This window comes from Nitratireductor mangrovi (assembly GCF_007922615.2).
GTDB lineage: Bacteria > Pseudomonadota > Alphaproteobacteria > Rhizobiales > Rhizobiaceae > Mangrovimarina > Mangrovimarina mangrovi.
On sequence record NZ_CP042301.2, the window covers coordinates 370,138 to 392,930 of the forward strand.

The 22,793-nt window shown below is 61.8% G+C and carries 12 protein-coding genes and 1 tRNA gene; 9 read left to right on the forward strand and 4 right to left on the reverse strand.

All coding sequences use genetic code 11. The annotated features are described in order from the left end of the window. Positions 1 to 75: 75 nt before the first annotated feature. Positions 76 to 876 (reverse strand): LuxR C-terminal-related transcriptional regulator, encoded by an 801-nt coding sequence (locus FQ775_RS01750; RefSeq protein WP_146299257.1) that lies wholly within the window; start codon positions 874 to 876, stop codon positions 76 to 78. A 205-nt stretch (positions 877 to 1,081) separates the two neighbouring features. On the opposite strand from FQ775_RS01750, the gene FQ775_RS01755 reads away from it, so the two are divergent. Beyond that, on the forward strand, positions 1,082 to 3,673 hold the full coding sequence (locus FQ775_RS01755; RefSeq protein WP_167812729.1) for a calcium-binding protein: 2,592 nt from the start codon (positions 1,082 to 1,084) through the stop codon (positions 3,671 to 3,673). Between the two features lie 86 nt (positions 3,674 to 3,759). On the opposite strand, the gene FQ775_RS01760 is transcribed toward FQ775_RS01755, so the two are convergent. After that, positions 3,760 to 4,611, reverse strand: coding sequence for a class I SAM-dependent methyltransferase (locus tag FQ775_RS01760; protein WP_167812730.1), 852 nt, complete (start codon positions 4,609 to 4,611; stop codon positions 3,760 to 3,762). A 383-nt stretch (positions 4,612 to 4,994) separates the two neighbouring features. On the opposite strand from FQ775_RS01760, the gene FQ775_RS01765 reads away from it, so the two are divergent. From FQ775_RS01765 to FQ775_RS01785, 5 genes are all read left to right on the forward strand, one after another. Next, positions 4,995 to 7,019: a hypothetical protein gene (locus tag FQ775_RS01765; protein WP_146298857.1), complete on the forward strand. Its 2,025-nt coding sequence runs from the start codon at positions 4,995 to 4,997 to the stop codon at positions 7,017 to 7,019. A gap of 147 nt (positions 7,020 to 7,166) precedes the next feature. Next, positions 7,167 to 8,309, forward strand: a complete 1,143-nt coding sequence (locus FQ775_RS01770) for an N-acetyl sugar amidotransferase (protein WP_256378207.1) — start codon at positions 7,167 to 7,169, stop codon at positions 8,307 to 8,309. Next, a complete protein-coding gene (gene hisH, locus FQ775_RS01775) occupies positions 8,306 to 8,917 on the forward strand; it encodes an imidazole glycerol phosphate synthase subunit HisH (RefSeq protein ID WP_146298855.1) in 612 nt (203 codons plus the stop codon). Before FQ775_RS01770 ends, hisH begins: the two co-directional genes overlap by 4 nt. 3 nt (positions 8,918 to 8,920) lie before the next feature. Further along, positions 8,921 to 9,676 carry an AglZ/HisF2 family acetamidino modification protein gene (locus FQ775_RS01780; RefSeq protein WP_146298854.1) on the forward strand — a complete coding sequence of 252 codons (756 nt, stop codon included), beginning with the start codon at positions 8,921 to 8,923 and terminating at the stop codon, positions 9,674 to 9,676. A 4-nt stretch (positions 9,677 to 9,680) separates the two neighbouring features. After that, on the forward strand, positions 9,681 to 10,916 hold the full coding sequence (locus FQ775_RS01785; RefSeq protein ID WP_146298853.1) for a glycosyltransferase family 4 protein: 1,236 nt from the start codon (positions 9,681 to 9,683) through the stop codon (positions 10,914 to 10,916). Here FQ775_RS01785 and FQ775_RS01790 read toward each other — a convergent pair. Next, the gene (locus tag FQ775_RS01790; RefSeq protein ID WP_146298852.1) at positions 10,903 to 12,330 is read right to left on the reverse strand and encodes an oligosaccharide repeat unit polymerase; all 1,428 of its coding nucleotides are present in this window, start codon (positions 12,328 to 12,330) and stop codon (positions 10,903 to 10,905) included. The two genes, FQ775_RS01785 and FQ775_RS01790, sit on opposite strands and share 14 nt — an antisense overlap. 460 nt (positions 12,331 to 12,790) lie before the next feature. Between FQ775_RS01790 and FQ775_RS01795 the strand changes: the two genes are divergently transcribed. Next, positions 12,791 to 15,514, forward strand: a complete 2,724-nt coding sequence (locus FQ775_RS01795; RefSeq protein WP_167812731.1) for a M10 family metallopeptidase — start codon at positions 12,791 to 12,793, stop codon at positions 15,512 to 15,514. A 264-nt stretch (positions 15,515 to 15,778) separates the two neighbouring features. After that, positions 15,779 to 19,537: a M10 family metallopeptidase C-terminal domain-containing protein gene (locus FQ775_RS23850; protein ID WP_167812732.1), complete on the forward strand. Its 3,759-nt coding sequence runs from the start codon at positions 15,779 to 15,781 to the stop codon at positions 19,535 to 19,537. A gap of 106 nt (positions 19,538 to 19,643) precedes the next feature. Here FQ775_RS23850 and FQ775_RS01805 read toward each other — a convergent pair. Continuing rightward, a tRNA-Gln gene (locus FQ775_RS01805) sits at positions 19,644 to 19,718 on the reverse strand. A 212-nt stretch (positions 19,719 to 19,930) separates the two neighbouring features. Here FQ775_RS01805 and ppdK point away from each other — a divergent pair. Continuing rightward, positions 19,931 to 22,588 (forward strand): pyruvate, phosphate dikinase, encoded by a 2,658-nt coding sequence (gene ppdK, locus FQ775_RS01810; RefSeq protein WP_146298092.1) that lies wholly within the window; start codon positions 19,931 to 19,933, stop codon positions 22,586 to 22,588. Positions 22,589 to 22,793 lie beyond the last annotated feature (205 nt).

The window sequence follows — 22,793 nt, forward strand, 5'->3', positions numbered from 1 at the left end:
TTGACGATTGTCGTCCAGTGTGACGTCACGAGCGTCGCCCGAAGGCTGTTGGCTCCACCCGCGATGCAGGCCCTCTCATCCGGCGTCACGCTGTTCGCTGTCCAAAGCAACATCCGGCCCCAGCGTTTCCCGCCGCCGAGGCTGCTCCGCGGCCCCGTCATCAACAGGCAGCACACCATAGGCCACGGCCTTGTAGATGGCCTCGGCGGAGCTGCGGGCGCGCAACTTGGAGCGGACTTTCTGCAAGCGCATTTCGATCGACCGGCCGGTTACGCCCTCCAAACCGCCTATCTCCTCGGCGGTTCTGCCGGCGGCGACGCCGGCGAGCGTCATGGCTTCACGCTCGGTCACGTCCAGATGCGCTGCGATAAGCCGGCGACGGAATCCAGCGTGGATGTGACGCGCAACAGCGAGCATGTCGCGGGTTGGCGGCCGGCCGCGCGCCTGTGTCTCGTCTTCGAACACGGTAAGCGCCGCGTAGCCGATCCCGGCGGCGCCCGATATGCAGTAGGATGCAAGCGATACGCAGCCGTCTTCGATCAACGCACCGAAAAAGCGGTTGCCGGCATATTTCGATCGCACGTCGGCTATCACCGCCGGCAGGTCCACCTGCAGGAAGCTCCGACCGGCACTGACCTTGTCGATGATCGGGTCGGTGTTGGTTCCACCCGCCGGCGCATAGAGGCTGGTGAATTTCTGCGGAAGCGTCGTCATGGCGATCATGTCATTGCGGACATAGGCGCGCCGCTGGACCATATATTCGTAAGCCAGGTGACACCCGCCGAAGGCCGGAATTCTTGCGCGCAGCGCAAACAGCGCGCCGCGGATCGATCTCCGCCCGGCGATGCAGCGGAGGATGATGTCCGCGTCGAGCATGTGTAACCTCGCTACCGCGTCGTGCTCTTCGGAATACCGAAGCTCGCGGCGGTTGACCACCCGGCGTACCGAAAGCTAGCTTTTTCAAGAGCATACACAGCAATCGATTCCCAGCGGAGAAACACCTCCCGTTCGTCTCGGGGCAAGGTGGTGTGTCCGCGCGTGCGCGTCGCTCTGGCCGGCGCGCCCAAGAGGAGCCGACATCATGGCCAACTTCGTCGAAACCTCAAACCCAAGCACGACCGGTTCGTTCTGGCTCGATGTCCTCGACTGGAACGTGCTCACCAGCAGCAGCACGGCGGTGATGGTTGAGAATCTCGACGGCACGCTGACGCTCTTCAACGGAGCCGGCTTTACCTTCGCAGACGGCAAACCGACCGGCGGCACGGTGACAACGATGCGTCACTTCGATGCCGGACAATCTGTCGAGCACGCATTCATCGACGGTGTTTCGATCGCCCTTGCCGACATTGTCTCCCAGATGCCGACGGTTGGCGACCTCGTCCTGGCGGGGGATGACTTGATAACCACAAGTGCGAACGGGACCGAACTGCGGGGTTTTGGCGGCGACGACACGATAGAGGCAGGCGGAAACAGCTTCGTCCACGCGGCAGGCGGTAACGACAGCATCGAATTCGCTGCCGGTGCCGGCTACGAGGACGACTGGATCAGCTACCGCTACAATCCCGACGGGACCTTGAACACGCGCGCCATGATCATCTCGCTGAAAGTGAACAATTCGGGCAACGAGCCGGGAATGACGGGCTGGGCCTCGGACCGGTTCTCCGTGGGCGCTATCGAGCATGACACGTTGAACCATGCAAACCACGTAGAGGGGACCGAGGGTGACGATTCAATCTCGGGCGCTGCTTGGGATCATGTCCTGCTCGGCGACTTCACGGGCAGCATTATCTACGGTTTCGGCGGAAACGATATCATCAACAACGCCTGGGAGGCCCACGGCGGCGACGGAAACGACACCATCCGCCTGATAGTCAACGGCATCTCCGACGTGGGCAACATAACCGCCGGCGGGACCGGATTTGGTGACGAGGGGGATGACAGACTGCTTATCCTGGATTTTTCCAGCGCCCTGAAGCCGGGCGAAACCTACTATGTAACCTTTGATGGCGGCAATGGCAGCGACACGGCGCAGGGCCGCGATACCGGCGGTTCGTCGTCGTTCCCGGCAACCTACGACCTGCTGCTTCAGCAAGTGATGATCGGAAGTGTGGTTTACAACCTCACCAGCGTCGAGAACGTGGACGCCGGCGAGGCAGGCGATGCGATCTTTGGCAACACGCTTGCCAACCTGCTTGTCGGCAATGGTGGAGACGATCAGATCCACGGCGACGATGGCCATGACACCCTGGAGGGCGGGCAGGGCGACGATACGCTTTTCGGAGGCTCCGGCCACGACAATCTGACTGGCGGATCAGGCGCAGATACTCTCGATGGCGGTGGCGGTAGCGATACCGCGCTCTACGCGACCGCTGGCGGAAGCGTCACGGCCGATTTGATAAATTCTGTCCCAGGTGTCGGCGACGCGGCGGGTGACACGTTCGTTTCCGTAGAAAACCTTCATGGAAGCCAGCATGCCGACACGTTTTTCGGCGACGACGGCAGCAACGTCCTTAGAGGCGAGGGCGATTCCGACAATTTGCACGGAAGAGGCGGCGACGACACGCTTTTCGGCGGAGCTGGCGGCGACAATCTGATAGGCGGCGCGGGCGCCGACCAGTTGGAGGGCGGAACCGGCGTTGATACCGCGGACTACTCTGCGTCGACGCAGCGCATCAACGTGAACCTTTCCAGCGGCACGGCGCTGGGCGGTGACGCGCATGGCGACACGCTGGCAGAGATCGAGAACCTGATCGGGACCAACTCCTCGCTGACCGATTTCCTCACGGGCAATCATCTTGCCAATCGGATCGAGGGTCTTGCCGGCGATGATCTGATTGCAGGGCTTGGCGGTGCCGATGAGCTCATCGGCGGAACCGGCATTGATACTGCCGACTATTCGGCGTCGACACAGCGCATCAACGTGAACCTTTCCAACGGCACGGCGCTGGGCGGTGACGCACATGGCGATACGCTTTCGGGGATCGAGAACCTGGTCGGGACCAACTCCTCGCTGACCGACTTCCTCACCGGCAACCATCTCGCCAACCGCATCGACGGCGGCGCTGGCGATGATTTGATCGCGGGATTGGGCGCCGCCGACATGCTGATTGGCGGAACCGGCGTTGACACGGCCGACTACTCGGCGTCGACGCAGCGCATCAACGTGAACCTTTCCAACGGCACGGCGCTGGGCGGTGACGCGCATGGCGACACGCTGTCGGGCATCGAGAACCTGATCGGCACCAATGTCGCGCTGACCGACTTCCTGACCGGCGACGCCGCACCCAACCATATCCAGGGCCTGGCCGGCAATGACGAGATCAACGGCAAGGAGGGATCGGACGTCCTGGTCGGCGGGGGCGACGACGACCTCTTCATCTTCGACACCGCGCTCGGCGCCGGCAATGTCGACACGATCGTCGATTTCGTGGTCGCGGACGACATGATCAGCCTGGCGTCGAGCATATTCACCGGGCTCGCCGCCGGGGCCTTGACGGCCGCAGCGTTTCGCGTCGGCGCGGCCGCGGCCGATGCCGACGACCGCATCATCTACAATGCCGGCACCGGGAGCCTGTTCTTCGACGTCGACGGCAACGGCGCGCAAGTGCAGGTCCAGTTCGCATCTCTCTCCACAGGACTGGCGCTCACCAACGACAACTTCCTCGTCGCATGAGGCGGGGTGCGGCGGCAATCCGAGGCGTCTACTATCAGTGGCCGGCAATCAAGCAACCGGTCTGCAAGCAGATTTTCACGGCTTCCCTAGCTTTCGGCGGGCAGCCTGGCGCGAATGAACATTTTTGACTCGCTGTATTTTCTGTAATTTACGTAATATTTGAGATAGGAATTGTACTTCGGTAAGATAAACTTCGCGATTTCCTTGGCAATTTTCTTCGGCTCGATGGGGAGGTCGGGAAATTTGTGAACCGACACGACCTTGAAGCCGATGCGTTCGAGCATGTCCGTGAGAATGGACTCTGATGTGAAGCTGAGATGATCGGGGAGGCCGAGCGGTTTCAGGATGTCTTCGGCAGAGAAGTCTGCAGCGTTGCCGGTCTGGATAAGGAACTCGCCGCCCGGCTTGATGACGCGCTTGAGGCCGCTGATGAACTCATAGGGGTTCGGCAGATGGGAGTAGACGTTCAAAAGGGATACGACGTCATACTGGCGCGGATGTGTCGCGAGGTCGAAATAGTCCACGTTGAGGTTACGCTTCTTGGCAGAAGCCTGCTTCGTCACGTTCGGTTCCGAACCGACGACGTCGATCGAGCCATGTGACCGCTCGGTCAGCGTTTCGATAAACTCGCCGTACCCGCAGCCGATATCCAGCCACGACCCGATGCCCGCGAACCCGTCGGGGAAAATCTCCGGGAGAAATCGACGATATTCCGCCTTGACGCCGGGATTGTAGTGGACATTGGCGTCCAGATCCTGCTCGCCGTGATGCTGGCCGATCGCGGTCGCGATCTCGATGGTCTCTTCATCCGGGCGCTCGCGGATGTAAAGCAGGCCGCATCCCTTGCATCGTACCAGCCAGAAGCCGTTCTCCCGAAGAAACGGTTCGGTCTCTCCAGAATGGCAGTTGTAACAATCCACGGTCGTTGTTTTTGTCACTCTATCGGTCCCAATCTCTGCAGCCCTGCCTTCCGACAGCCGGCTCCCAGCGCCGGGCTCTATACCACTCGCAAGTCGATTTCGGGCGTGGAGCAAGCAGCATCGCGTGGCATCTATCAAGGCATGCCAACCATGTCGAGCGCTCATCGAAACCGCGCGCCGATTGGTCGATGGCCGGATTGCGGAATGGCCGGAACGCGGCGCGACGATCCGCGACATCGGGCAGCACGCGCCGGCAAAGCGGTAGCATCGACAGCAGGCTTGCGTTAAGGCCAAGGTACCGAAGGGAAGACAGCACGCTCATGACATCTACGGGAGAGCACCGTTCGCCACTTCTGTCCCCGCTGGGGCGCGGAAACCGGGCACTGGGCGTATTGGTCCTGTTGGGTGTCTTCCTCGGCTGGTCTCACACGGCGATTTCCGCCGCCTGCACGCCAGGTGAAACGACGCTGTCGTTGGAGCGTCCGGCTGGTTTCAGCGATGGTAGTGAAATCGACCAGCGTCGACTGCAGTTCCTCGAGCGGGAGGCTGCGGTCATCTTCAAAGGCCCTGCGGAAACCTCAAGCGAGTGCAGCTTCCGGCTGAAGCTGACGCTCGACGGGCCGGTGTCGGATATCGAGGACCTGACGAACCAGAGCTTTCGCATCGAAAGCGATGATGGGTCGGCGGCGGTCGTCGCACCCTCGACGCTCGGGCTGGTTTATGGGTTCTACGAGGTGCTGGACCGTCTCGGCGTTCGCTTCATTTCCCCAAACCAGACCCTGCTGCCTGAACATGTCGATTGGCAGGCTCTGCCCGCGCGACTGCACGTCGCTCCGCGTGTCGAACACAGGGGGTTCTGGACATTCGGCGAGGGGCTCGACCGTGAATTTCTTCTATGGGCGGGCCGCAACCGTTTCAATGTGGTGGGCGGCGAGTTCGGAGATGGAGAGGGACTGCGGGAAGTATTTGCCATCGCGCGGTGGGGCGGCGGTCACGATGTGATCTCCACGCTGACGCCAACCGACCAAGCCGTGGACGGGACCATGTTGGTCGAGGTGCATCCCGAATGGTTTGGCTCGAAAGCGTCGCCGAACTCCATCCCGTTCGGCAAGCACAGCTATCGCAATCCGTGCTTCGGGGACGAAGGCTACGTCGACTTCTTTCGGTCGCGACTTGACGCCAAACTGGCCGAGGACCGCTATTCCGGTGATGACTTCATAAACATATGGCCATCGGACAGCCCGGCGCTTCTGGTCGACAGCGCGTGTCGGCGTCCGGAGGGATCGGACGGCGCGCTCGATGATCTGCTATCTTTCTATACGCGCCTCGCCGCGGACCAGCCAGACCGCGCGGCAGAGGTCGGGGATGACCGGCCCACCATTGCAGGAATTGGCTACTACGGCTCCTACGACGTTTCGTCGGCCAATGCCGAATTGGCGCCGGCGCCCGCCGAGCATGGCTATCTGCACATATTCTACAACAACGTCAGGAGCTACAGGGTCGGCTTCTTCAACGGCCAGAGCGATCTGAATCGACAATTCGCGACGATGCTGGAGCAAAGCGTGGCTACGCTTGGTTACGAACGGTTCGGGATCGTCGACTACCACAACTATTCGCTCTATTCCGGCATGCTTTCTGCCAACCTCCGTACGCTGCAAGCCGAACTTGAGCGGTTTGACGATCTTGGCATGAGCTTCTACGCATACATGCACCCCAGTCTCCGTCAAACAATTCCCGAGATGCTGCTCAATCGCATGATCTCGCGCATGACTTTCAACGGAGACAGTACCGAAGAGCTCTTCCAGGACTTCGTGAGACGCTATTTCGGCGGCGATCAAGCCGCTGCCGATGCACTGGAGGCGCTGGACGTCGTACTGTCACACCGCGCGGAAATGTTTGGGCCGGAGTCTTCGCTGTCGCTGATCCTGCTGTCGGAAATCGTCTATGCCGAACCGCCGCTTGGCTCTGCCGAGATAGCCGGCTTCGCCGAGGCACTCCTCAACGGGACGCCGGTCGACCTTCCTGTCATCCGCGTCGGTCTGGTGGAGCCCTTTCGCTCTTCCGGACCCGGACTAGTGGCGCTGATCGAAATGCTGAAGCGGGCGGAGGAAGGCCTGCAACGCCATTCTGCCGCCGGAGGCGCCCAACAGGAGCGCCGCAAGGAGGCGCTCGCTCGGGAAATCCGGCGTGTCCGCCTGATCCACGAGCAGCTTCGCCACTATGCCGAAGCATACCTTGCAGCGTTTGAAGGGCGCACCGAGGCTTGCGTTGCGGAGAAGGGGAAGTTTGACAAGGGCCTCGCCTCGCTCGATGAAATGGAATGGCCCGGATACATATCGCGCCTGCCCGGTTTCGAAACCAAGTCATCCTATCTCGGCAGGCAGAAGACTTTTCGCGCCCATCTGGAGGCTGAACTTTGCGACTGATCAGCCGGATGAGGCACGGGGTGGAAAAACAATCGTTCGGACAGTAGAAGGACAGCGCGCTTCACCTCGAATGCGTGCCGATGAGACCGCCGCCAGACCTATGAGCAGGTCGCGCGCGATCCAGCGAAAAATCAGGAGCTAGAACTGGTGGCGGACAAGCGACCCTATCAAATATGCACGAACTGCGTGATGGACACGTCAGACGCCAAGATCGAGTTCGACGACAACGGCGTCTGCGATCATTGCCGCGACTTCAAGGCGAACGTCGAGCCCAACTGGCATACGGACGAACGCGGCAATGCCGAACTCGAGCGCATCGTCGCGCGGATCCGCGCGGAAGGCGAAGGCAAGGAGTTCGACAGCATTCTGGGCCTGAGCGGCGGGCTCGACAGTTCCTACATGCTGCACATGGCGGTCACCCGCTACAAGCTGCGGCCCCTGGTGTTTCACGTCGACGGCGGCTGGAACTCACGCATCGCCGTCCACAACATCGAGGCGCTGGTCGAAAAGCTCGGGCTCGATCTCTATACGGAAGTCATCAATTGGGAGGAGATGAAGGACTTCCAGCATGCCTTCTTCAAGGCCTCGGTGCCGCATATCGACATTCCGCAGGATCACGCCTTCATCGCGACCCTTTACAACTTCGCCGACAAGCATGGCATCAAATACATCCTCAACGGCGGCAACTACTCGACCGAATGCGTCCGCAACCCGCTCGAATGGCTATATTACGGGACCGACATGGCCCAGATCCGGGACATCCACGGCCAGTTCGGGACGCGTCCGCTCAAGACCTATCCCCTGAGCAACATCTTCAGGCACAAGATCTATCTGCGCTATGTCCGCGGCATCCAGGTGATCAGGATGCTCAACTACATTCCCTATACCAAGGAAATCGCGAAGAAGACGCTCGCCGACGAGTACGGATGGGAGGCCTATCCGCAGAAGCATTTCGAGTCGCGCTTCACCCGCTTCTTCGAATCGTACTGGATGCCGACGAAGTTTGGCTACGACACCCGGCGCGTGCAGTTCTCCAGCCTGATCCTGACAGGCCAGATGACGCGTGAAGAAGCGCTGAAGGAGTTGGAGAAGCCGGCCTACGATCCCGAGACCATCGAGCACGACATCGCATTCGTCGCCTCCAAGCTGGGCATAACCACTGATCAGCTGATGTCTTATCACGCGTTGCCAAACAAGACTTTCCGGGACTACAAGAACCAGTACTACTGGTTCGATCTGGGCGCCCGCGCCCTCAAGCTGCTTGGAATTGAGCGCGCGATAAAGCGATGATCACCGTCCTCGACTACGGCTCCGGCAACATTGCCGCGATCGCCAATCTGTTGCGGCTTTCGAACCTGCCTCACGCAGTGGTGCAAACGCCCGACGGATTGTCGGAAGCCAATCACATCATCCTGCCGGGGGTCGGCGCGTTCGACAACACGATGGCGTCGTTCAGAAGGTCGGGCGTCGAGGCGGCTCTGCACGAGAGAACCCAGGCCGGCGCTGCCCTGCTGGGCATTTGCGTTGGAATGCAGGTGCTTGCAGAGGCCAGTGACGAGGGAACCGAGCCGGGGCTTAACCTCGTTCCGGGGCGGGTGCGGCGATTTGATCCGCAGACGATCGACTGTCCGTCCAAGGTGCCGCATATGGGCTGGAACGCCATCAAGCCGACCGGCCCGCACCCGCTTCTCGAGGGGATCGACCTCGAGCGCGGTTTCTATTTCCTGCACAGCTACTATTTCGACTGCGCCGACGCGGGGCATGCGCTGGCGGTAACAGAGCATGGCAGGCCGTTCCACTGCGCGGTCGGCAACGGTCGCGTCTTCGGTGTCCAGTTCCATCCCGAGAAGAGCCATGACAACGGGGTGCGCCTGTTCCAGAATTTCATGAGCCTCTGATCGATGTTGAGACCACGCATCATCCCGTGCCTGCTGTTGCACGATGGCGGTCTGGTAAAGACGCGCCGCTTCGGTGAGCCACGCTATGTCGGGGATCCCATCAACGCTGTGAAGATATTCAACGAGAAGCAGGTCGACGAACTCTGCTTCCTCGACATCGACGCGACATCCAAGGGGCAGGAGCCGGACTTTGATCTCCTGCGCAAGATCGCCGTCGAGAGCCGCATGCCGCTATGCTATGGCGGCGGAATCAGGACCGCGGAGCAGGCCGAGCGCATCATCAAGCTGGGCGTGGAAAAGATTTCCGTCAGCGCCGCGGCCCTGGAGCGGCCGGAACTTATCTCCGAGATCGCGGCTGCCATTGGACGCCAGAGCGTGTCGGTGGTGCTCGACGTCAAGGCGAATCGTTTTCCCTTTAAGGGCTACACCGTTCTGACCCACAACGGCACAAGGAAGACAGGCGCCGACCCGGTAGCGTTTGCGGCGCAGGCGCAGGCGCTGGGCGCCGGCGAGATCGTCATCAACTCGATCGATCGCGACGGCATGATGGAAGGCTACGATATCGATCTTGCACGAGCGGTTCGAGCGGCGACCGACATCCCGATGACCGTCGTCGGCGGCGCCGGCAAGGTCGAGGACATGCAAGCGCTTCTCGACGCCATCGGCACGGCGGGCGCCGCGGCCGGCAGCCTGTTCGTGTTCAAGGGAAAATATCGGGCGGTCTTGATCAACTACAGCCGTCCGCAGGCGAACGGCTAGATCAATGTCAGTTCAAGCATCGCAGGGCAGCGCCGAAGGGCCGGCCGGCGGAAAGCTCAAGATCCTGATGATTTGCGAGTTCTTCAATGCAGAACTCGGGTTCCAGGAAAACCTTCTCGTCAAATATTATCGGAAATTCGGACATGACGTGACCGTCGTGACGTCGACCTATCTGTCGGTGTTCGACTATTACGCCGGCCGACATGACAAGAACGCTCTGGGCTCGGTCGAGCATCATCTTGGCGCCAAGATTGTGCGCCTGCCGTTCCGCTATAACCTGCTCAACAAGCTCAAGGCCTATCGCGGCGTTGGCAAACTGCTGAACGAAGAACGGCCCGACCTGATTTTCGTCCATGATATCACACCGAATTTTCCGGAGATCGCGCGCTACCTGCGGGCGAACCCGACGGTTCCCATGATCATGGACTTTCACGTCGACTATTCGAACTCGGGCAAGAACTGGCTGTCCCTGAAGATACTCCACGGCGTGATCCGCAAATATTTCCTCGACAGGGCCCGACATTACATCCGCCGCTATTTCCCCATAGTACCCGCAGGGTTCGATTTCCTGAACGAAGTATACAAGGTTCCGCGCGACGAAATGGAACTGCTGCCGTTGGGGGCCGACGTCGACCTGGTGGAAGAGGTTCGGGCGCAGAACCTGCGTGGCGAGATCCGTGCGCGATACGGCATCCCTGACGATGCGTTCGTCATTGTGACCGGCGGCAAGCTGGAACGCCGCAAGAGGCTGGAACTGCTCGCCGGAGCGGTCCGCGCCATCGGCCGGCCTGACGTTCACGTGCTGGTGGCGGGGGCATTTCCTCCGGACGATCCGGGTTACAAGGCGGTCGTCGAAGAAGCGGCCGGCGAGGCCTTGCCGCGTATTCATTTCGCGGGATGGCTGGCTGCGCCGGAGATGTTTGCGCATATGCAGGCTGCCGACATCGCGGTATTCCCGGCGAGCCAGTCGGTTCTGTGGCTGCAGGCCGTCGCATGCCATCTGCCGCTGATCGTGGGCGACACCGGAAACCAGGATGTTTCCTACGTCAACGCCCACGGAAACATTGTCATCCTCAGGGGCAACGAGATTTCTGCCGAGGGCCTTGTCGCAGCAATCGAGCCGCTCATCCTTGATCCGGAGCGCTGCCGAGCCATGGCCGGGGGAGCGGTTCGGGCGACCTCGGAACTGCTGGACTGGAACAATCTCGTGCAGCGGACGCTGCGCTTCAACCAGGGCTGAGGGCCGGACTGCCGGCTGTGCCGTCCGAGCGTATCTTCTTCTTCCTTGCGGATGTCGCTGAGTGTCGCAGCGGAATGAGGAGGACGGCGAAAATGACCGAAAGCGCAACCCCGTGCGTGAGCAATGCGGTCGGCACATCGGCCGAGCAGAAGAGCACGATGACGTAGCTGTACGCGAGACTGGCAACGGCGATTGCCGGCGAGGTCTTGTCTGCGAGCACGTCGGCGGTGCGGATCAGCATTCCGATCACTAAGGCGTAGATTGCCATGCCGGCGAAGCCGAGATGCCCATATCCGGCGCCGAGCCACCCGGTGTTGGAGTTCGAATACCGCTCGACACGTTGTGAGAAATCGATGCCGGTGAAATGGTTGGCAATCACCTGTGTAGCGGGCACATCATAAGATCGGGGGATAAGGCCAAGGCTCACCTTCGAGTCGGACCAGTATACAAACGGGTTCTGGGAAAAGAAATCATAGTACATGAAATTGATATACGCGGGGACAAACATGATCCTGCGGACGGAATATGTTCCAGCGAGATGTAAGTCGTTGTCTATCCAATATATCAGGACACTCGCCACGCAGAGCATTATGGCGCCAAGCAAAAGCTTGTTCAATGGCCGCCGAGACCGCATTACAAGGTAGATGGCGATGGCGAGCAGGCCAGCGAAGAAATTTGACTTGTGCGACGTTAGTCCAAAGATAGTGAGATTCAGGGTTAGTATCACCGCAAGGGACAGATAGTTCCTGCGCGCGAAGGCGACCACGCAGCCAAAACCTATCAAAAAAGCAACCAGGTTGGTCGACAGGTAAGTGAGCAGAACGCCGCGGGTATCCTGCGCAGCGCGTCGAAACTCGTAGACATCGTCAAAGCTGAAATTGAATGTCTTCAGACCTCCGGTCGCGATGTTCCCCACAACGAAAATGGCCGCCAACATAGCGACCAGCAGCGGTACCCAAGAGAGGCGGAAATAGCCCGAGACATGGGCAAGACCGGTCTGGAACGGCGTCTTGGCCACGAGAACGACCAGAAAGTACATGGCAACGCAGGCAACCATGTATTGCGTGTGGGCGCCGCGAAAGGCGTAGATAACCAGCATGGGCAGGACGGGAACCACCGCATGTAACAAGAGCAGTACGTCTCTTGCCCTGCGCGTGCCAGACGCGGCTACGAGTGCGACGGCGAAGGCCAGTCCGACGGATATGAGGACCGGATAATCGGTGTCCGGTGTGGTGACCCACTGAACCTCAAGCATGTCCTCGGCATATTGCACCAGCATGAAATGGCGGAACGCGAAGGCCAGCGCGCCGAAATACGCCATAATAAGCAGAACGCGCGCCCAGTACTGTTTGAGCGTGTTGTCGCGCCGTTCTCCGGCGACTGGTGACGTAGCCTGACGCGCGCGGACACTCATTCTGGTTCTCTTCCTGCGGCACTGGCGACCAGTGCAAGCCGCTCAGCGCCGATGTACCGGTGGTACTGGGTCATGATGCCTCTCAAAGGGCAATTCTCATTCCGCCGCCCGAACATCACGACTGGCCGCTTGCTCCTCCTGTGGACGCGCGTTAGTGCAACGCGCGAAAGACCGCAGGGGCTATCTCGTTGACTTCTGTCCAAGTGTCAAACGGCGACGGCTTTTGTGGTGGCGGCTCGGACTTCGTTGCATCCCGAGCGCGGCAAGTTGCGTTCCGAACGCGGCAATAGGTTACACTGTGACAGCTTGCCTCCCCACTCAGGCGCCGGCCGGCGTCTATCGCAAATCTCAGGCGGTTCGAGACGGGGGCAGCATGCGCGTTTGATTTTCGGAGCATTCGTTTCATACAATCCGTGAGTGATTCTCGGCGCTCGATGCCTTTGCAAGTTTAGGACGGACAATGCAGCCTGCCTGGAATGGAAGCAGCGAACCTGCAGGGGTATTCGACCTTACTGGCGACCCGAATATCGACGGCATCCTGGCCCGGCGCTTCTGGTCAGACGGATCCATCACCTATTCCTTCCCGGACCAGGCGAGTGACTACGGCGCCTACAGCTATGTCGACGGCAATGGTGTTACCCATTTTCCGACCGCTACCTTCCAGCAGGTCCTAGCTGCGCAGCAGACCGCGATCCACTTCGCGATGAGCGTCGAGAACGGTCCACTCGCCTCGCAGGGCTTCTCTGTCGAGGGATTCACCAATCTTGACGTTGGCTTCAACGGCACCACGACCGGCAACGCCACCATGCGCTTCGGACGCTCCGATGACGCCCAGCCGACGGCGTTCGCGTTCTATCCCAGTAGCAGCAATGTCGGCGGCGACGTCTGGCTGGGCACACAGGTCGGTGGGAGTAACCTTTCCAATCCGGCGGCAGGCAACTACGCGTGGGCAACGATCTTGCACGAGATCGGCCACGGCCTGGGGCTGAAGCATGGTCATGCTGGCGATTCCGGTTTTCCGAACGCCAATCCCAACGTGCTTCCTTCTAACGTCGACGCGATGGAATACTCCATCATGACCTACCGGTCCTTCATCAACGGGCCGACGAACGGCTATACCAACGAAACCAACGGTTTCGCGCAGACGTTCATGATGCTCGACATCGCCGCGCTGCAAGCGATGTACGGTGCCGACTTTTCGTCGCAAAGCAACAATACCGACACGGTCTACAAATGGGACCCGACCTCCGGCGATACGCTGATCAACGGTCAGGTCGGCATCGACGCAGCCGCCAACCGCATCTTCGCGACCATTTGGGACGGCGGCGGCGTGGATACCTATGATCTGTCGTCCTACACCGGCAATCTGATGCTCGATCTGCGCCCGGGCGAGGAGAGCCTTTTCTCCACGACCCAGCAGGCGCATCTCGGCAGTGGCAACTTCGCGTCCGGCAACATCTACAACGCACTCCAGTTCCAAGGCGATGCGCGTTCCCTGATAGAGAACGCGATCGGCGGGACCGGAAACGACACGATTACCGGCAATGCCGCCAACAACAGCCTGTTTGGCGGGCAGGGCGACGACACGCTGTCAGGCGGTAACGGCAACGACCTGCTGGCCGGAGGTGCGGGCGTCGACCAGATCAACGGCGAGGGCGGCGTCGACACGGCGGATTATTCGGCCTCCGCCGCAAGCGTCAACGTGAACCTGTCGACCGGGACGGGATCGGGGGGCGACGCGCAGGGTGATACATTGACCGGGATAGAGAACCTGATCGGCTCCAACGTGGCTGGAACCGACGTCCTCACCGGTGACGGCACCGCGAACCACATCCAGGGACTGGCGGGTAACGATATTCTGGTCGGGCTCGGCGGGGCCGACATTCTGGTCGGCGGGACCGGCGTCGACACGGCGGACTATTCGGCGTCGGGCGGCCGGATCAACGTGAACCTGACGACAGGCGCTGGGTTGGGCGGTGACGCGCATGGCGACACGCTGTCCGGCATCGAGAACCTGATCGGCACGAACATTGCGATGACCGACTTCCTGACCGGCGACGCCGGCGCCAACCACATCCAGGGCCTTGCCGGCGACGACCTGATTGCCGGGCTTGGCGGGGCCGACGTCCTGATCGGCGGCAGCGGCGTCGACACGGCGGATTACTCGGCCTCGGCGAGCCGTATAGCGGTCAATCTTTCGACCGGATATGCGGCGGGCGGCGACGCGCATGGCGACACGCTGTCGGGCATCGAGAACCTGATCGGGACCAATTCCTCGCTGACCGACTTCCTGACCGGCGACGCCGGCGCCAACCACATCCAGGGACTTGCCGGCGACGACCTGATTGCCGGGCTTGGCGGGGCCGACGTCCTGATCGGCGGCAGCGGCGTCGATACGGCGGATTACTCGGCCTCGGCGAGCCGTATAGCGGTCAATCTTTCGACCGGATATGCGGCGGGCGGCGACGCACATGGCGACACGCTGTCCGGCATCGAGAACCTGATCGGCACCAACGTCGCACTGACCGACTTCCTGACTGGCAACAGCCTTGCCAACCGGATCGAGGGCGGCGCTGGCGATGACCTGATTGCCGGGCTTGGCGGGGCCGACGTCCTGATCGGCGGCAGCGGCGTCGACACGGCGGACTATTCGGCGTCGGGCGGGCGTATAGCGGTCAATCTTTCAACCGGATATGCGGCGGGCGGAGACGCGCATGGCGACACGCTGTCGGGCATCGAGAACCTGATCGGCACCAATGTCGCGCTGACCGACTTTCTCACCGGTGACGCGGGCGCCAACCGGATCGAGGGCTTGGCCGGCGACGACGAGATCAACGGCAAGGAGGGAGCCGACATATTTGTGGGCGGGGGCGGCGACGACCTCTTCATCTTCGACACCGCGCTCGGCGCCGGCAATATCGATGCGATCTTGGATTTCGTCGTCGCGGACGACATGGTCCGTCTCGCGTCAAGCATATTTACCGGATTGAGCGTCGGAACCTTGACCGCCGCGGCGTTTCGCGTCGGCGCCGCCGCGGCCGATGCCGACGACCGCATCATCTACAATGCCGGCAGCGGAGGCCTGTTCTTCGACGTCGACGGCAATGGCGCGCAGGGGCAGGTCCAGTTCGCATCGCTCTCGACCGGCCTCGCCCTCACCAACGACAACTTCCTCGTCGCCTGAGGCGGGCTGCGGCGGCCATTGCGGTCCTAAGCTCGCGGCGCTCAGCATGCGCGCGGCATGCGAGTTGCGCGCCTCTCTACGGTCCCGCGGATCGGTAGTGATGTTGTCTTCGCGGCTTGGCAACGGCCGAGGCAATTTGGACGTAAGGCGGGACGCCGCGGCTGGGAGTGTGGAGTTGAGCGCAGGCGTCGCCTATTGACTCGCGTTTTTTTCACAGCTCAAAATTAGCTCATTCTGTAATGATCCGGTCGAGGAGCCGTCTGGATGAGCGCGCCGATCTTTACTTCCGAGCAGATCACCCGACAGCTGCGAACGCAATGGCGGGATGGCACGCCGGACAACCAGACGCGCGACTGGTCTCATGTATCCAGCGTGGATTACTACATCGGCGATTTGCCGGCGAACAACGGTCAGCCGGAAAACGCGTCATGGGTTCCCATGAGCGACACTGGCAAGGCCGCCGCCGCCCTGGCATTCGAATTGTGGGACGATTTGATCGCGATAAACCTGAACCGCGTATTTGCGCCGGCTCAGAACCAGATCCAGTTCCAATATGCGACGAGCACCCAGGACAACGGCACGTATGCAAAGCAGCAGTGGCAGGATAGTACCGATCCGAGCGACTATGGGGGGCTTCATCGTGAACTGACCAGATCGGACATCTGGTTTAGCACCACCTGGGCGACCCACAACGAAGATTCGGATCTGTTGCTAGGCCTATACGGGTTCCAGACGTATATCCATGAGATTGGCCACGCACTGGGCCTGTCCCACCCCGGCGACTATAATGCGGGCCCCGGGCAGGTCATTACCTACGAGAATGATGCTGAGTTCGCGCAAGACACGCGTCATACGACCGTGATGTCCTATTTCGGCGGATACGACAAGCCAACGAAGACCTGGGTAACCGAAGGCTCCGCGTCAGCGCTCTTTCATTCGTCGACCCCCTTGATCGGCGATATCGCGGCCATACAGGCGGCATACGGTGCGGATATGACCACCCGCACTGGAGATACGACTTATGGGTATAATTCGACAGCTGGCAGTATCTACGATTTCAACTTCTATTCATCCAGCAGCGTGCCAATTTTTGCGATCTGGGATGCCGGCGGTACTGATACGTTGGACGGTTCCGGAACCGGGCTGGGGCAAGATATCAACCTGAATGCCGGGACATACTCGTCGATGGCCGGGGAGACCGAGAATGTGGGAATCGCTTACGGCGCGGTCATCGAGAATGCGATAGGCGGGACCGGGAACGACACGATCAGGGGCAACGCGGCCAACAATAGCCTTAGCGGTGGTGCCGGCAACGACACGCTGTTTGGCGGTGACGGCACCGACACGCTGTCTGGCGGTGGCGACAACGACATTCTTGACGGCGGCTCCGGTGCCGATCAACTCGACGGTGGCAGCGGCGTCGACACGGCCGACTATTCGGCGTCGGCCGGGCGCGTCAATGTCAGCCTGTCGACGGGAACGGCGCTTGGTGGGGATGCGCATGGCGACACGCTGTCCGGCATCGAGAACCTGATCGGGACCAACTCGTCGCTGACCGACTTCCTCACCGGCAACAGCCTTGCCAACCGGATCGAGGGTTTGGCTGGCGATGATTTTCTCGCAGGGCTCGGCGGGGCTGATGTTCTGATCGGCGGTAGCGGCGTCGACACGGCCGACTATTCAGCCTCTACGCAGCGCATCGCGGTGAACCTGGCGAGCGGGAAGGGTTTTGGCGGAGACGCGCAGGGCGACACGCTGTCCGGCATCGAGAACCTGATCGGGACCAACTCGTCGCTGACCGACTTCCTCACCGGCAACAGCCTTGCCAACCGGATCGAGGGTCTTGCCGGAGACGATCTGCTGGCTGGGCTCGGTGGGGCTGACGTTCTGATCGGCGGCAGCGGCATAGACACGGCGGACTACTCCGCGTCGACCGGGCGCATCAACGTCAACCTGTCGACCGGTACCGGGCTGGGCGGCGACGCGCATGGCGATACACTTTCGGGTATCGAGAACCTGATCGGCACCAACGTCTCGCTGGGCGACTTCCTGACCGGAGATGGTGGCAACAACGTCATTGCCGGCCTGGCCGGTCCTGACCAGATCAACGGCATGGGCGGCGTCGACACGGCCGACTATTCAGCCTCTACGCAGCGCATCGCGGTGAACCTGGCGAGCGGGAAGGGTTTTGGCGGCGACGCGCAGGGCGACACGCTGTCCGGCATCGAGAACCTGATCGGGACCAACTCGTCGCTGACCGACTTCCTCACCGGCAACAGCCTTGCCAACCGGATCGAGGGTCTTGCCGGAGACGATCTGCTGGCCGGGCTCGGTGGGGCTGACGTTCTGATCGGCGGCAGCGGCATCGACACGGCGGACTACTCGGCGTCGACCGGGCGCATCAACGTCAACCTGTCGACCGGCACCGGGCTGGGCGGCGACGCGCATGGCGATACACTTTCGGGTATCGAGAACCTGATCGGCACCAACGTCTCGCTGGGCGACTTCCTGACCGGAGATGGTGGCAACAACGTCATTGCCGGCCTGGCCGGTCCCGACCAGATCAACGGCATGGGCGGCATCGACACGGCGGACTATTCGGCGTCTGCCGGGCGCATCAACGTGAACCTGTCGACTGGCACCGGACTTGGCGGCGACGCGCATGGTGACACGCTGTCGGGCATCGAGAACCTGATCGGGACCAACTCGTCGCTGACCGACTTCCTGACCGGCGACGCGTTCGCCAATACGATTGCCGGTCTTGCCGGCGCCGACCAGATCGACGGAATGGGCGGCATCGACACGGCGGACTATTCGGCATCTGCCGGGCGCATCAATGTGAACCTGACGAACGGAACCGGACTTGGCGGCGACGCGCATGGTGACACGCTGTCCGGCATCGAGAACCTGATCGGGACCAACTCGTCGCTGACCGACTTCCTGACCGGCAACAGCCTCGCCAACCGGATCGAAGGCCTTGCCGGTGATGACCTCATCGCCGGGCTTGGCGGGGCCGACATCCTCATCGGAGGAGCCGGCGTCGACACGGCGGACTATTCGGCGTCTGGCGGGCGCATCAATGTAGATCTGTCGACTGGCACCGGGTTGGGCGGCGATGCGCACGGCGACACGCTTTCGGGCATCGAGAACCTGATCGGCACGAACATTGCGATGACCGACTTTCTGACCGGCAACGCTTTCGCCAACACGATTGCCGGTCTTGCCGGCGCCGACCAGATCGACGGCATGGGCGGCATCGACACGGCGGACTATTCGGCGTCTGCCGGGCGCATCAACGTGAACCTGTCGACAGGCGCGGGATTGGGTGGCGACGCGCATGGCGACACGCTGTCGGGCATCGAGAATCTGATCGGGACCAACTCCTCGCTGACGGACTTCCTGACCGGCGATGGCGGCAACAACGTGATTGCCGGTCTGGCGGGCGCCGACCAGATCAATGGCATGGGCGGCATCGACACGGCCGACTACTCGGCCTCGACCGGGCGCGTCAATGTGAACCTTTCGAACGGCACCGGGCTGGGCGGTGATGCCCATGGCGACACGCTTTCGGGCATCGAGAACCTGATCGGCACCAACGTTGCGATGACCGACTTCCTGACCGGTGACGCAAGCGCCAACCGGATCGAGGGTCTTGCCGGCGACGACGAGATCAATGGCAAGGAGGGGACCGACATATTTGTGGGAGGAGGCGGCGACGACCTCTTCATCTTCGACACCGCGCTCGGCGCCGGCAATATTGATGCGATCCTCGATTTCGTGGTCGCGGACGACATGATCCGCCTCGCGTCAAGCATATTTACCGGATTGAGCGCCGGGGGCTTGACCGCCGCGGCGTTTCGCGTTGGCGCGGCCGCGGCCGACGCCGACGACCGCGTCATCTACAATGCCGGCAGCGGAGGCCTGTTCTTCGACGTCGACGGCAATGGCGCGCAAGGGCAGGTCCAGTTCGCGTCGCTCTCGACCGGCCTCGCCCTCACCAACGACAACTTCCTCGTCGCATGAGGCAAGGTTGTAGGACTTGCCGGCCATAACTTGATCGCGGGAGCAGATAGATGAAAATGGCGGCGGGCCTCTGGTCCGCCGCTTGCATGCGCGCGCTCGTGTGAACTGGCTGGGGCGCCTGGATTCGAACCAGGGAATGGCGGTACCAAAAACCGCTGCCTTACCACTTGGCTACGCCCCAGCATGCATTGGCCTCGTGACCAACGCAGGCGTCCTTATATGGATGCGCCGCGTGCTGCGCAATGGGCTGTGGCAGTTCCCTTCGCGCTGTGGCAGCACAACAGACGGCACGCGGTAGTGACCGCCGGACCGACGGTCTTGGCGCCCGATTTTCGGTGGAGTTTGCAGTGCGAAACCGCTAGACGCAGACCGAACGCGAGAGGGAGACCGGAAATGGCGAAATGGGTCTATGCGTTTGGCGGCGGATCGGCCGATGGCCGCGCTGGCGACAAGGACCTGCTCGGCGGCAAGGGTGCAAACCTTGCCGAAATGTCCGGCCTCGGACTGCCGGTACCCCCCGGGTTCACCATCACGACCGCCGTCTGCACCCACTATTACGCCAACGGGCGCAGCTATCCCAAGGAATTGAGGGCTGACGTCGAGGCTGCGCTAGTCGAGACCGGGCGCATCGCCGGGCGCGGCTTTGGCGACGGGTCGGATCCCCTGCTTGTGTCGGTCCGTTCCGGTGCCCGCGCCTCGATGCCCGGCATGATGGATACGGTTCTCAATCTCGGTCTCAACGATCGCACCGTCGAGGCCCTGGCGCGCCAGTCGGGCGACGAGCGCTTCGCCTACGACAGCTATCGCCGCTTCATCCAGATGTATTCGGACGTCGTGCTCGGCCTCGATCACGAGGTGTTCGAGGAAATCCTGGAGGAAGAAAAGGCCGGACTCGGGGTTGAATTCGATACCGAACTCGAGGCCGGGCATTGGAGGCGCCTCGTCGAAGTCTACAAGGCCAGGGTTGAGGAGGAACTGGGAACCGCCTTTCCGCAGGATCCGCATGAGCAATTGTGGGGCGCGATCGGCGCGGTGTTCTCCTCCTGGATGAACCATCGCGCGATCACCTATCGGCGCCTGCACGACATCCCCGAGGACTGGGGAACGGCGGTCAACGTCCAGGCCATGGTCTTCGGCAATATGGGCAACAACTCGGCGACCGGCGTCGCGTTCACCCGCGACCCTTCGACCGGGGAGAAGAAGCTTTACGGCGAGTTTCTGGTCAACGCCCAAGGCGAGGACGTGGTCGCCGGCATCCGCACGCCGCAAAACATCACCGAGGAGGCCCGCATCAATGCCGGTTCCGACAAGCCCTCGCTCGAGAAGGTGATGCCGCAAGCCTTCGCCGAATTCGTGGACATCGCTGGCAAGCTCGAGCGCCACTATCGCGACATGCAGGATCTCGAATTCACCATCGAGCGTGGGCAATTGTGGATGCTGCAAACGCGATCGGGCAAGCGGACCGCCAAGGCCGCATTGAAGATCGCGGTGGAGTTGGCAGAGGAGGGGCTGATCTCGCGGCAGGAGGCAGTCGCCCGCATCGAGCCGGGCTCGCTCGACCAGTTGCTTCATCCGACCATTGATCCCGCCGCCGAGCGCGACGTGATCGGCATGGGCCTGCCCGCCTCGCCGGGTGCTGCCACCGGCGAGATCGTTTTTTCCTCCGAGGAGGCGGAGGAGGCCAAGGCCCAGGGCCGCAAGGTGATCCTCGTGCGTGTCGAGACAAGTCCCGAGGACATTCACGGCATGCATGCGGCCGAGGGCATCCTGACGACTCGCGGCGGCATGACCAGCCACGCTGCGGTCGTGGCGCGCGGGATGGGCAAGCCCTGCGTTTCGGGAGCAGGCTCGCTGCGCGTCGACTACAAGAACCAGACCATGCTGGCGCTCGGTCGCAGCTTCTCGCGCGGCGACGTCATCACCATCGACGGGTCGTCAGGACAGGTGTTGGCTGGCGCCGCGCCAATGCTACAGCCGGAGCTTTCCGGGGATTTCGCCGCGATCATGGCATGGGCGGACGAGAACCGGCGCATGAAGGTGCGGACCAACGCAGAGACTCCGGCTGATGCACGCATGGCGCGCTCCTTCGGTGCGGAAGGCATCGGCCTTTGCCGCACCGAGCACATGTTCTTCGACGATGACCGCATTGTGGCGATGCGCGAGATGATCCTCGCCGACAGCGAACAGGGCCGACGGGCCGCGCTTGCCAAGCTTCTGCCAATGCAGCGCTCCGACTTCGTCGAACTGTTCGAGATCATGGCCGGCCTGCCGGTAACCATCCGGCTTCTCGATCCACCGCTTCATGAGTTCCTCCCGAAGGGCGAGGAGGAGATCGCAGAGGTCGCTGCCGCGCTTGGCGTCGACGCCGAGGTGCTGCGCCAGCGCACCGAGGCCTTGCATGAATTCAACCCGATGCTAGGGCATCGCGGCTGCCGCCTCGCCGTCTCCTTTCCCGAAATCGCGGAAATGCAGGCGCGCGCCATCTTCGAGGCGGCGATCGAGGCTGGAAGCAAGACCGGGCGGCCTGTCGAGCCGGAGATCATGGTGCCGCTTGTCGGCATCATGAAGGAACTCGAGTTCGTGAAAGCGCGCATCGATGCTGTGGCCGCCGACGTCATGAAGGAGTCCGGCACAACGCTGCATTATCTCACCGGCACGATGATCGAATTGCCACGCGCGGCAATCCGCGCGCACGTGATTGCCGAGGTCGCGGAATTCTTCTCCTTCGGAACCAATGATTTGACGCAGACGACCTTCGGCATCTCGCGCGACGACGCCGCGTCGTTCCTGGAGACTTATCGCCAGAAGGGCGTGATCGAACAGGACCCGTTCGTCTCGCTCGACATCGACGGCGTTGGCGAACTCGTTCGCATGGCCGCCGAGAAGGGCAGGGCGACGCGCAAGGGCATCAAGCTCGGTATCTGCGGCGAACATGGAGGCGACCCGGCCTCTGTCGCGTTCTGCGAGCAGGTTGGCCTCGACTATGTCTCGTGCTCACCGTTCCGCGTGCCGATCGCCAGGCTGGCGGCTGCGCAGGCGGCGTTGCGTTGAGCACGCCGGCTGGCGCGGCAATGTTCAAACGAGCGGCTTTTTTGGCCACCAAAAGACTTGGCGCACCGGCGGTTGGTCGTTAACAATGCGCGTAACCTTTTGCCGGACCGAAGCCTTCGGGACGGCAAAAGCACTTGCGCTCGCTCCTGAACCCCTTGATTGTATACCGGAAACGGACCTTCCGTTCAGTGGCTGAGCGTTATGG